The organism is Halomonas sp. PA16-9 (genome assembly GCF_009728585.1).
Lineage (GTDB): Bacteria > Pseudomonadota > Gammaproteobacteria > Pseudomonadales > Halomonadaceae > Vreelandella > Vreelandella titanicae.
The window spans coordinates 1,925,385-1,937,888 of record NZ_CP040451.1 but is presented as its reverse complement, the minus strand read 5'-3'; the positions used below and the strand labels follow the sequence as shown (position 1 = coordinate 1,937,888).

Here is a 12,504-nt window from a genome sequence, read left to right as displayed (position 1 = left end):
CAGGCCCTATAAATTCTCGCACTTTAACACGAGGGGAAACAGTTCTGCATCTGCCGCTGAAGCTATATCATCAGCAAACTATGCCGTTTTAATTATGGGTAAAGATTCACAAGCAGATCTCTGATTTAATTGGCATTTAAGTAGAAACAATGTTCACAAGATCGCCGTCACCCTTGGAAAGTTTATTAATATTGCGTGCCATCGTTAACTGGCGGCGCTTTACCGTACCGTGTGTCCATCCTGACATGTGCGGGGTCATAATCACGTTGTCTAATTCATGGAAAGGAAGAGAAGCGGGTAAAGGGTTAGACTCTGAGCCTGCTGGATAGACATACCAAGTATCTATGACCGCGCTAGCAATTCTCGACTCATTTAGGGCATCAAATAACGCTTTCTCATCAACCACGCGGCCACGACCAACATTGACAAAAACAGCGCTCCTTTTCATATCTTTAAACTCTTTTTGACCAATAAAACCTTCAGTATCTTTAGACAGCGGAAGCGTATTAACGACAATATCGACATCTTTCAACATAGAAGATAGATCATCAAAAGCATAATATTTTTTTATTTGGTTAGACGCTTCAACTATGCTCCTATTTGCTATTGAAACATCCATTCCAAAAGCATGAGCTCGACTTGCCAATTCTTTCCCAATATGTCCAAAACCGATGATACCTATGGATTCAGAAGATAGCTCAGTGCGTAGGCCTGATGCACCACCAGCCCAATACTCCCAGTCACCATGTCTTAATTTTTTATCAGCATCCGCTAGAGGAACATGTCTCAGCAGCAGAGCTGATATAATATACTCAACGATGGCTTGCTCATGGCCAAAACAATTACAGACCGTTGTTGTGCTTGGAAGCAGAGAGAGGTCTAAACCGTCATAACCAGCGCCTGGGACATGAAACAACTTTGTTTTTGTTAAAGTAGGTAGCGATGAATCATGTTTGACACCAACAATGACATCGGCACCGGCATAGCAAGCAATATCTTCTTCGGATTCGAGCGTATCTGGCAACAGTTTTATGGTGTGATCGTCCTCAAGAAGGGATTCAAAATTGCTAAAAAATGTTTGTGCATTTTTGCCATGAAAGACTATGTCCATGGAAGCTCCAGTATTGTTATTAAATTAAGGTTGTTTAAATTCCATTCTTACATCAAAGACACTAGGAGGTAATTCATCGCTTAAAACCGGCAACATATCTTTCACAAAGTCAATAAGCTTATCAGATGCCAGTGCGGCTTGTTCTGGCTTACCGGAAAGTATGGCATCCAGGACAGTGATATGACCTTCCACGGTACTATCAAGACTTTCCCCACCGGCAGTATAGGAATGATAAACCCAGCCAATTCTTCGAAAAATAGTATGCAGAGGTCTAAGCGTATACTGTAGAAAAGGCTCACCGCACGCGGAAAGCACCATTTGGTCTATTTTGCTATCATAAGCATTGAATTCAGAGATAGTTAAAGACTCACTTGTTTTTAACAAGTTAGCTATGTGGCGAAACTGACTTCTTTGCGCGTCGCTTGCCCTTTGGCTAGCCAGCGATATAACAAACCTTTCAAGGTCTCGACGTAAGTCAAGCAGTAATGAAGCACGAGACAAGTCTATTGGTGAAATCTGGACACCTTGTCGCGGATGAATAATCATTAACGTATCAGCAGCCAAACGAGTTGTCGCCTGATACACCGGCATTCGATTAAAGCCTGTCACCGTTTGTAAGTCTTGAATCCTAAGATGGCTGCCTGGCTTTAGCTCGCAGGTGACAATGAGTTCTTCAAGCTTATCATAGGCGAGATCAAGCAGGTTCTGACCCGCATTACTAGTTTTATTGCTCATATCTATTCAGCCATTGTTATCGGACAAAACTTGCCTATTTTTCCATGCATAAGCTCGCCAAATAAAATATTATACTTGGTAAATAAATAAAAATACTCATCGCACCTTTCATAGCAAACATAAATTTAACATTCAATCAACCTCTATCAAAAAAAGCACAACAAATTATCATGTAAAAACTCATTTTCCGTCAAAATCAAGCTGAACTTTCATGGATTTTTCACGCAGAGAAGCTAGATCGAAAGCAGACTTTGCCTCTCCAAAAGGTATAACTGAAGATACGAAAGGTTTTAAATCAACCACCTTTCTATCAATAAGATCAGCTGCCTGGGAAAATTCCTCGTCAAAGCGGAAGCTCCCCATCATCTTAACCTCCTTAGCAACCGCTAAATTTAAGGGAAATGGAATCTCACCACCTAAACCGACCAAAATAATAATACCGCCGGGCTTAATAATCTCTAATGCCGACGCAAGTGCTTTGGGGCTACCCGAGCATTCAAAGATAACATCTTGGCTACCCTTCCCGTGAGCAAGGGAGGTCAACGCATCTGGTTGGCTATTGAGATTAACACTACGATGCGCACCTAATTGAGCCGCAATCGCTAAAGGAGCATCAGAAAGATCTGTCGCGGTAATATATTGAGCCCCAGCACGAGCAGCAGAAAGTACCGTTAAGCAGCCAATCGGCCCGCATCCCGAGACTAATACGTTACTCCCGACCAAAGAGCCTGCTTGGCGTACAGCATGGAGGCAAACGGCTAAAGGCTCTGCGCAAGCAGCATATGTCAGGTCAGTATCGGGTTGTAGCGGGTAGAGTTGTTGGGCTGGAATCGTGACATTTTGGCGAAACAACCCCTGTTGATGAGGAAAACGCATGGCACTTCCAAAAAAACGCATGTCTTCGCACTGGTTTCGTTGGCCATTTTGACAGTACTGGCATGTGCCACAAGGCATAGAAGGATTCACAGCCACCTTATCGCCCACTTTCAAATGTGAAACACCTATGCCAAGTTCCGCGACAACACCAGCTACTTCATGTCCTAGAACCATAGGCTCTTGCAACCTTACCGCACCAAAACCGCCGTTATGGAAGTAATGAAGGTCAGAGCCGCAAATACCACCTTTACTAATCGTTATTTTTGCTTCACCTGAACCAGGCGGATGCGCTTCTTGATGCTCTTCGACGCGCAAGTCACCGGGGAGTGTATGACTATTGTTTGCATAAAGGCCCCCTATAGCACTGATATCATGCCGCCATCAGCATAAATTATTTGTCCATTAACATAGCCTGAAGCAGCGGAGCTAAGGTAAATGGCTGTTCCTGCGAGTTCCTCAGGTTTCCCCCAACGGCGGGCTGGTGTTCGACTTTTTACCCATGCATCAAAATCGGGGTTAGTGGTTAGGGCCTCATTCATATCAGTCAACATATAACCTGGGCCAATAGCGTTGGCCTGGATTCCATACTCTCCCCACTCAGCAGCCATGGCTTTAGTCAGCATTTTAACGCCGCCCTTGGCTACCGTGTAGGGAGCAACCGTTGCCCGGGCTAGCTCACTGGTTAAGGATCCGATATTAATTATCTTTCCGTAACCACGCTCAATCATTCTTTTTGCCGCTTCTCTGCCGACAACAAAAGCTGAGGTTAAATTAGTATCAATTACACGATGCCAATCGGATGTTTCAAGCTCAACCATCGGCTTTCTAAACTGCACTCCGGCATTATTAATCAAAATGTCAATATTGATACCAGCTTTATCGAATTTAGCGAAGGCTGATTTAACCTCGCTTTCATCGGTGACATCAAAAGCAGCGATTTCGACATGATAGCCACTCTGAGTCATCTCTCTTTCAGCAGCTTCTAGTCGCTCTCGGTTCATTCCGTTAAGGATGATCGAAGCTCCAGCACTGGCAAGCCCCTCGGCAAAAGCGCGACCCAAGCCCCGTGAAGAGCCGGTAATGAGAGCGGTTTTACCTGTTAAATCAAAAAGATTCGTTGCCATGGGTATCTCCTTTAAAGTGACGTTTTTCTCACGCTCAAATCGGAGCGTTTAAAGAAAGTGGGCAGAAGCTCAACACCAAGCCCTGGCCCTTCCATGGGGTATACAAAGCCATTCTCGATTTTGGGTACAGCCGTTACCAACTCGGTGTACCAGCCTCGATAAAAAGCTCTTACACTCTCCTGAATGAGCGTGTTTGGCTGGCTAAACGACATATGAATGGCGGCCACAAACCCGACCGGGCCAATACAGTCATGAGGAGCAAAAGGGCGATGCCAGGTTTCGGCAAGGGAGGCTATTTTGCGCCCTTCTGTTAACCCCCCTGTCCAGCAGAGATCGACCATAACCACATGGGTTGCGTCACGATCCAGCATGTCTTTATAGGGCCAACGAGAGCCAAGCGTTTCACTGGCACACGTCCAAACAGAGGTAGAAGCGGCAAACTCAGCAAGTGCTTGCGGTGAGTTCATTCGGATGGGGTCTTCATACCAAGTGGGATTAAATTGCTCCAATTCCTTAGCAATATTTTTTGCGGTCGGTAAATTCCACTGAGAATGAAACTCAACCATGATGTCAATTTCATCGCCAACAGCCTTACGTATTTCTTCGAAAGGTTTTATCGCTTTTTTCATTTGCGGTGAGGTGATGTACTGGCCACGCGTCTCAGCAGCAGCGGGGTCAAATGGCCAGATTTTCATTGCCGTAATACCCGACTCCAGGAGATTTTCAGCTAACTGCGCTGGGCGGTTCATAAAGCCGTCCAGATCCTCATAAGGCCCCTCTGAGGCACCTATATTCCAATTTGAAACCGGCTTGATATTGTTGGTTCGAACGTAACGATAACCTGCGCAAGTGTTATATATACGAATTTTCTCCCAACAACCCCCCCCTAACATTTGGTGGACTGGCTGGTTACATACTTTACCAAAGATATCCCAGAGAGCTATGTCGATAGCAGAGGCTGCGCGGTATTCAGCGCCTGTTGAAGACTGCGCCATGGGGAGTGATACCATCTCTTTGTGCAAAGCCTCAATATGAAGAGGATCTTTGCCCAACAACCGCTCGGAAAGTGTTTCGTGTATATGGGCCTCTACAGCCCCAGCACCATAAAATGTTTCACCTAAACCGACGATACCTGCATCCGTTTCAACGTGCACCCAAAGCACATTGGAAAATTCTTTTAGTCGATATGTTTTTATCGCTGTTATTTTCATTTTTAATCCTTTTTAGCTGAGTGCGGCAGGCAACCAAAGTGCTATACCAGGAAAAGCCAACATAAATACCAGTATTGCTATTTGTATAAGCATAAATGGCCAAAGCGAAGCGTATATTGTCTGAAGGCTGATCTCAGGTGGGGCAACACTTTTCAAATAAAATGCAGCCGGTCCAAATGGAGGTGACAAAAATGCAACTTGCATCGTTAGTGAGAAGAGAACACCAAACCATACTGGGTCATAACCTAAATGAGTTACAATGGGTACAAAAATAGGAATTGTAAGAAGCAGTATTCCAATCCAATCCATAAACAGCCCAAGCACAAAAAACACTAGCATCATAACCAAGATTGTTGCAAAAGGAGAAATACCTAGCCCAGCAATAAAGCTAGTAACATACTGCTGCCCCCCTGAGAGATTGTATATTCCAATTAATACAGCTGCGCCAAAAGTTACCCATAAAATGATACCGCATGACAGGAGCGTCCTTTTAAGCGCTTGCCACACTAACTCTTTGCAAAGCTCTTTGCGTGCATATATCACCATAAGGGTGGCGCCCACAGCTACCCCAGCTGCTTCTGTAATTGATGTTACTCCTCCATAGATGCACCCAAACACGATAAAAATTAGCAACAGAAACGGAAGGAAGCCATGGATAATGTCCTTCCAACCAATGGCTTCGACTTCTACTTTATCAGGCATTGGGGCTAGATTTGGATTTAACGTACAACGAATATAGATATAAGCATAATAGGCAAGCGCTAATACAAAGCCTGGAACAAATGAAGCGAGAAACAATTTATGTACTGAGACTTCGGCGGTGAGCCCATAAACAATTAGCACAATTGACGGAGGGATCATTGTCCCCAAGGAACCGCCAGCACAGATCACGCCAATTGCCAGTTTTTTATCATAGTTAAGCCTCAACATTTGAGGTAGAGCCACTAGACCGAGCAGAACAATCTCACCACCTATGATACCGCTTATGGCAGCCATAAAGATGGATATAACAAGCGTAACGGTCATTACCCCACCTTTTCGGTGTCCAAATAGTTTATTGAGACTATTGTAAAGGTCGTGAGCTATTCTCGATCTTTCTAACAGCGTTGCCATAAATATAAACAACGGAATAGAGAGTAACGCATACTCAGTAGCCAGCCCATATATCGTTTTGTGGGCAATGGCGATGACGGGAGTACCATAATTAAAATAAGCTATTGTGATCGCAAGAGAGCCCGCAGCAAAGGCCAGCGGCACACCTATGGCCATCAGAAATAGAACGCCAAGAACAAGTACTAGGGTAATTAACTCAATCGACACGTCCCTTCTCCTCAGCCAGTGAGCGAGTGTCGATCCCCGCATATTGTTGACGAAATTGATAATCGCGTAGATCGCTATTATCAGTGCTGCGCACACTATGGCAGGCTTGACTGTCGCAGGTATGGGAGGATTCCAAGCGGTACCAAAGCGCTCCCACGTTGACAATGCTTTCCATGAACTGGGCCAACCGAACCAGGATACCGCCAAGCAGTAAGTAAGCACGCAAATAAGCTGGATACAGTCGAATACTCGCTTTAGCCAAGATGGCGAAGCGTCATATAAGACGGTAATACGGAGGTGTTGGTCGAGCTGCATTGCATAGACACCTGCCGCCGCATAAAGAATCGCAGATAACCAAAGTGCCAGCTCATTGGCCCACAGGGTGGGAGATTTAAATATATACCTGGCTAACACTTCGTAAAAAGTGACGGCCACAATCACGAGTAGCAGCAAAGAAAAAAGTGCCGTTATTGTTTTTGCAATCGATGACTTATGCTTAGCAGGTGGCATAGAGTCTCTCCTTGAGTAAGCCGAGGCCTAATGGCCTCGGTTTATTGGCATTTTCATCTATTCAAGGATGCCTATTTTCGTCATATAGGCGATATGTGAATCGTACGCGGCTTTCGCTTCAGGACTACGTGTCGACCAATCTTCCCACACTGCTTGAGCTGCTTCCCTGAATACCTGACGGTCTTCCTCGCTCCAATCGTGTAGAGTTACACCTTCTTGTCTAAGTTCTACTGCTGCTTGACGATCGAGCATCGTGGAGTCTTGAACTATCTCCAATGCAATGGTATCCAGAGCAGAACGAAGTATTTGTTGCTCTGCTTCACTAAGGCTATTCCACTTTTCAAGATTCATCGCCACGTGCTCAATGGGCATTGAATGAAAACCCGGATAAGTAGCATGCTCTGCTATATCGTAGAGACCTAAACCTTTATTCACTGCCAAGGTGGATGCATCCGCGCCGGAAACGGTTCCTGTGGACATCGCCGTAAACACTTCACCAAAGGGCATTACAACTGGGCCAGCTCCCAAACTTGCAAATATTTCAGACTCCATACCAGGAGGAGAGCGGAACTTCCAACCATCTATATCTTCTATCCCCGCTAACTCAGTAGTCGAGCTGAGCGCTTCAGGAGTCGCGACAAACACACCAACCAAGTGCATATCAAACTTGTGATATAGTTCGTTAGCTAGCTCTAATCCACCTCCATCTTTATACCAACCGATTAACTCGTGAGGTGTGTTGTACCCTCCCATGATATCGCCATAAAATTGAAGGCTGGATTTTACCGTTATATATCCTGCCCCTGTTGCATCACCATCAATAATTCCCATGCTGGCTGACTCAAATGCCTCAGACGCTTTCACTACTGCTGAGTCAGTATGCATTTTTATATCTAAACTACCGCCTGACATTTCGTTTGCCAAATCGGCAAATCTAATAAGAGCCTCCCCTTGTAGCGATGAGGAACTATGATGCGTTTGAAAGTTAAGCGTTGTTACATCTTGCGCGTAACTGTTGGTTAAAGGCGTGAGTAAAGCAATGCCAAGCGCTGCTACGATAGATCTTTTTATAGTTTTCATAAGCTGCTCCATGTTTGCGATGCATGCTGTGATATATCACAAAATATTAATAGCAGCCCTCAGATTGCTGTGTCAAATAGCCCTTGGTGAAGATTTTTTAAAGACCCATAAAAAGACTAGTGAGACCTATGCTTATACAACCCTATAATTCAGCCTGGCTCAGAACATAAAATGTATAAGAATACATTTTATGTTATATAAAACACTTCCTTACGAGAGCCACTCCGATTTCAGGTGCATACGACATAAGGTCATCTGATTTGACGCCCACAGTAAATGCGTAGTGAGCAGCTACAATGCCTTATACTAATTGATGAGTGCTCTTGAGACATTTCACCAGACAGAGCGAGCGCACAACCTTCGCGAATCTCACCTTTAGCACGGTTACGATACCTTGTAATGCTTAGCCTTTAGGTGTTGATGAGAGCACTGCAATAAGTAGCGGACTTGAATGCAACCTGAATAGTGAAAAACAAAATAATACTTAAGGAGCCTCTGATTAACGTAATGAGTGAAGGCCAGACAAGGCAAAAATCAACGAAAAAGCGGAGTTTACGGGTTGTAAATGAGCATTTTGAGGCGATTTTTAACGCCGTATGGTCGAGCGCAATAGTTAATCAGAGGTTTCTTAAATAACACTGAAAATAGACCCTTCAAGCAGCTACAAAGGAGAGCTTGGCTACTTGATGGCATCTTTGATAAGTACAATCACACCTTTGATAGGTACAATGACATCTATTGTAGCGATCATCAGGTGGTCATGAGCAAACGTAAATTAAGTCGCCAGCAGCAGTGGCGAGTCGAGAAAGTCCAGGCGGAACGTGCCCAGCGCGCCGAAAAGCGCGATGTGCAAGATGCTGAAAAACTCGCCGCCGGTGAATACGGTGCCGAACAGCCGGGCCGTGTCGTTGCTCACTTTGGACGCACCCTGGAGGTGCGCAATAGCGATAATGAACCGGTGCGCTGTCACTTACGCGCCAACTTGGATGGCCTAGTTACCGGCGACAGAGTGATATGGCGCGCAGGGCAAGAAGGCTCCGGCGTGGTGGTGGCACGGGAAGAGCGCGACAGCGTGCTAAAGCGCCCCGACGCTCGCGGCCTGCTCAAACCGGTGGCCGCCAATATTGATCAGCTATTGATCGTATTTGCGGTCGAACCCGCACCTCACGCCAACCTTATCGATCGCTATCTGGTCGCCGCCGAGGCCACCGGTATAGCGCCAGTGCTGGTGCTCAATAAAACCGACCTGCTGCCAGAAGATGGCGGCGAGTTAGGCAAATTATTAGAACGCTACCGCGATTTGGGCTATCCCGTCGTACGCACCACCACCGCTACCGAAACCGGGCTGGATGATCTGCGCAGCCAGCTTGAAGGCCGCACCTCGGTATTCGTCGGTCAAAGCGGCGTGGGCAAATCTTCGCTAATCGACCTGCTGCTACCCGATGAAACCCTGCGCATTGGCGCGCTCTCGGAAGACTCGCGCAAAGGTACTCACACCACCACCACGGCACGCCTCTATACCATGAGTCGCGCTGAAGTGGCCGACGGCGATCTCATCGACTCACCGGGTATTCGCGAGTTTGGCCTGGTGCACCTCAACGAGCAGGAAGTCACCGACGGCTTTATCGAGTTTCACGACTATATTGGTCACTGCCGCTTCCGCGACTGCCGCCACCGCAATGAGCCAGGCTGTGCTTTACTCGCAGCGGTCGAGGCAGGCAAGATTCATCCAGCACGCTTTACCAGCTACCGGCGCATACTTGATAGCTTGGATAGCTAGGATTTAGAGGAGTTACTCATGAGCACCGAAAGCCAATCGTCGGAATCCAACCTGCTGCCGCTAATCGTTGAGCCCGAACAACTGCAGGAACATTTGGATGACCCACAGCTGCTGATTATCGATGTACCGGTCAACGGCGATAGCTATCGCCAGGGCCATGTGCCTGGGGCTATCTTCCTCGATTTTCGCTACTTGATGCGCGGTGAAGGGCCTGTGCCCAGCGACGTTCCCAGCGTCGAGGCGCTATCAAGGCTGTTCAGTGCCCTGGGCTTAACCCGCGATACTCACGTGGTCGCTTACGACGACGAAGGCGGCGGTTGGGCGGCACGGTTACTGTGGACGCTAGACCTGATCGGCCACACCCGCTACTCCTATTTGAACGGCGGCATTCACGCCTGGCGCGATGCGGGCCTGGAAGAGAGCACAGAACCGACCGCCCCAACCCCCAGCGAATACCACGCTGAGTTTCTCAACCCCCAAGCCCTGATTACCTGCGACGAAATCAAAGAAAAGCTCGATGATAGGCAGTTTGCGGTATGGGATGCGCGCTCCAAAGATGAGTACGATGGCTTACGCGGTAACAACAAGCACCTGGGCCATATTCCGGGGGCGGTCAATATGGATTGGCTCCATGCCATGGATCGCAACCGCGCGCTACGTATACGCGATTACGCCGAGCTGATCACCGAGCTAGGCGCCCTGGGCCTCACGCCCGACATGGAAATTGCCACCCATTGCCAAAGCCACCACCGCAGCAGCTTCACCTGGCTGGTGGGCAAGGCGCTAGGCTTTAATATGCGCGGCTATGCGGGTTCCTGGGGTGAATGGGGCAACCGCGACGACACACCGATTGAAAAGTAATAACACACTCTTCCCCAATGTTTAAAACAAATATGTGCTCGATCAAGAGCGCCGGGGACAGGTTGTAGAGGGGGTCATTTGCCATGGCCGGAAAATGTTCCATACCATTCCGGCATTTCCGCCATCCATGGCGGTCAGATGGCAAATGTAGCGCCCAAGGAAGGGTTCACAGCGCCCCCTCGTAGACCTGTCACCGGGGTAGCTCTTAATGGCAATATCCCACTACAAGCCACTGCCAAAAAGTAACCACTGTGACTCTTTCCCAAAAAACCTTTTCGCTACTCCAATATCCGCTGCCTCACCACGCGATCTCGCGCCTAACCGGCCAGTTCGCCCAGTGTGACAATCCCTGGGTGAAAAACACCTTGATTAAAGCGTTTATCAAACGCTTCAACGTTGATATGAGCCAGGCGCTAGAGCCAGACCCTACCGCCTACGCTACGTTCAACGACTTCTTCACCCGTGCGCTCAAAGCGGATGCCCGCCCGCTAGGCGACGGTATTCTCAGCCCCGCCGATGGTACGCTCTCCCAATACGGACGCCTACAGGCCGGACAACTGGTGCAGGCCAAAGGCCACACCTACTCCGCGCAAACCCTGCTCGGCGGCGATACGGCACTGGCAGAAGAGTTCTTAGGCGGCAGCTTTGCCACCATTTACCTCTCCCCTCGGACTACCACCGGGTGCACATGCCGGTGACGGGTACGCTTAGGGAAATGATCTACGTGCCGGGGCGACTATTCTCGGTCAACCAAGCCACTGCCAACTGCGTGCCAGGCCTCTTCGCCCGCAACGAGCGCTTAGTATGTATCTTTGATACCGAGCACGGCCCCATGGCGATGGTACTGGTTGGTGCAATGATCGTCGCTGCCATCGAAACCGTCTGGTCAGGGCAGGTGACGCCGCTTGCGGGCTGCCCTCAGCGCACACAATTTAGCCAACCTATCACACTTGAAAAAGGCGCTGAGATGGGCCGCTTCAAGCTCGGCTCAACGGTGGTGATGTGTTTCGCCAAGCCGCCCAATTTCGCAAACAATCCGCTGGGCAGCATGGTGCAGATGGGGCAAACGCTGGGAGCTTATTGATGACCTTTCCCCCTGAACGACCTAGGTCGAAGCACTAGCCGCACCTGAGAGGAAGAGCTCGACACAGCGTCGAGCTCGAGCGTTGCACCGCGTCTCGTCAAGACGCACATGGCGACCAAGCAGAGCGTCAATGTGCCATTCACCAAGCAACATGCCCATAAACATACCGGCCGCTTCACGCGGATCGTCGAGGTCAAGACGGCCGCTATCCACCTGCTCGCTTAAGTAAGCAGCTAGCGCCTGACGGGTCTGGTCGGGGCCGCGAGTGAGAAACAGCTCACCAAGCTCCGGAGCCCGTTCGGCCTCAAAGGCTAAGCCGCGAACTAAACGGATCACGCCCGGCTCGAACACCAACGTCAGCATTCGGCGGCCTAGCTCGTACAGCACCTGCTCTAGGGCTTGGTGATCCCGTCGCCCCTCCTCCAGCACTGCCCAAGCGGTGGAGATATGACGCTCCATCGCCGCTGTGAATAATCCCTCCTTGTTACCGAACTGCTTATACAGCGTCGCCAAAGATCCGCCGGCGCGGGCAACCACTTCGTTAACGCTGGCACCGGCATAGCCCTGTTCAAGAAAAACATCCCGGGCAGCATCCAGCAAACGTTCACGGCGCGCCACGCCGCGCGACGTTACGCCATCAGTTATGTTGCGACCGAGCATATCTGGCGCGGTTGAGCGTGGCATTGACACTCCTATAGAGGTATATAAAGAAGGATTAATTATAAAGACGCGGCGCACAGAAGTAATATTTTTTGCCCTGGAAATGTAATGTAGCATTCATTACACTATTTGTCTTTTTCCCAAGGGAGGTG

Annotated in this window: 10 protein-coding genes and 1 pseudogene; 3 read left to right on the top strand and 8 right to left on the bottom strand. The window is 48.5% G+C overall.

The genetic code is table 11. The annotated features are described in order from the left end of the window. Positions 1-136: 136 nt before the first annotated feature. The 7 genes from FDY98_RS08890 to FDY98_RS08860 all read right to left on the bottom strand — a co-directional run bounded on the left by FDY98_RS08890 (position 137) and on the right by FDY98_RS08860 (position 7,967). Positions 137-1,111 carry a 2-hydroxyacid dehydrogenase gene (locus FDY98_RS08890; protein WP_009287756.1) on the bottom strand — a complete coding sequence of 325 codons (975 nt, stop codon included), beginning with the start codon at positions 1,109-1,111 and terminating at the stop codon, positions 137-139. 24 nt (positions 1,112-1,135) lie between these two features. Continuing rightward, on the bottom strand, positions 1,136-1,846 hold the full coding sequence (locus FDY98_RS08885) for a GntR family transcriptional regulator (RefSeq protein WP_051430616.1): 711 nt from the start codon (positions 1,844-1,846) through the stop codon (positions 1,136-1,138). Between the two features lie 180 nt (positions 1,847-2,026). Then, a complete protein-coding gene (locus FDY98_RS08880; protein WP_196517934.1) occupies positions 2,027-3,037 on the bottom strand; it encodes an alcohol dehydrogenase catalytic domain-containing protein in 1,011 nt (336 codons plus the stop codon). A gap of 41 nt (positions 3,038-3,078) precedes the next feature. Continuing rightward, the gene (locus tag FDY98_RS08875; RefSeq protein WP_027959058.1) at positions 3,079-3,846 is read right to left on the bottom strand and encodes an SDR family oxidoreductase; all 768 of its coding nucleotides are present in this window, start codon (positions 3,844-3,846) and stop codon (positions 3,079-3,081) included. 11 nt (positions 3,847-3,857) lie between these two features. Beyond that, positions 3,858-5,057: a mandelate racemase/muconate lactonizing enzyme family protein gene (locus tag FDY98_RS08870; protein WP_027959057.1), complete on the bottom strand. Its 1,200-nt coding sequence runs from the start codon at positions 5,055-5,057 to the stop codon at positions 3,858-3,860. Between the two features lie 12 nt (positions 5,058-5,069). Next, positions 5,070-6,887: a TRAP transporter large permease subunit gene (locus FDY98_RS08865; protein ID WP_155705794.1), complete on the bottom strand. Its 1,818-nt coding sequence runs from the start codon at positions 6,885-6,887 to the stop codon at positions 5,070-5,072. A gap of 57 nt (positions 6,888-6,944) precedes the next feature. After that, positions 6,945-7,967 carry a TRAP transporter substrate-binding protein gene (locus FDY98_RS08860; protein ID WP_340146434.1) on the bottom strand — a complete coding sequence of 341 codons (1,023 nt, stop codon included), beginning with the start codon at positions 7,965-7,967 and terminating at the stop codon, positions 6,945-6,947. 760 nt (positions 7,968-8,727) lie between these two features. On the opposite strand from FDY98_RS08860, the gene rsgA reads away from it, so the two are divergent. The 3 genes and pseudogenes from rsgA (at position 8,728) to asd (ending at position 11,692) form a co-directional block, all read left to right on the top strand. Continuing rightward, a complete protein-coding gene (gene rsgA / locus FDY98_RS08855) occupies positions 8,728-9,747 on the top strand; it encodes a small ribosomal subunit biogenesis GTPase RsgA (RefSeq protein ID WP_022523982.1) in 1,020 nt (339 codons plus the stop codon). 18 nt (positions 9,748-9,765) lie between these two features. Continuing rightward, positions 9,766-10,608 (top strand): sulfurtransferase, encoded by an 843-nt coding sequence (locus FDY98_RS08850; protein WP_022523983.1) that lies wholly within the window; start codon positions 9,766-9,768, stop codon positions 10,606-10,608. Between the two features lie 251 nt (positions 10,609-10,859). Then, positions 10,860-11,692: pseudogene (gene asd, locus FDY98_RS08845) on the top strand (archaetidylserine decarboxylase). A 21-nt stretch (positions 11,693-11,713) separates the two neighbouring features. Here asd and FDY98_RS08840 read toward each other — a convergent pair. Then, positions 11,714-12,376, bottom strand: coding sequence for a TetR/AcrR family transcriptional regulator (locus FDY98_RS08840; RefSeq protein WP_022523985.1), 663 nt, complete (start codon positions 12,374-12,376; stop codon positions 11,714-11,716). Between the last annotated feature and the right edge of the window lie 128 nt (positions 12,377-12,504).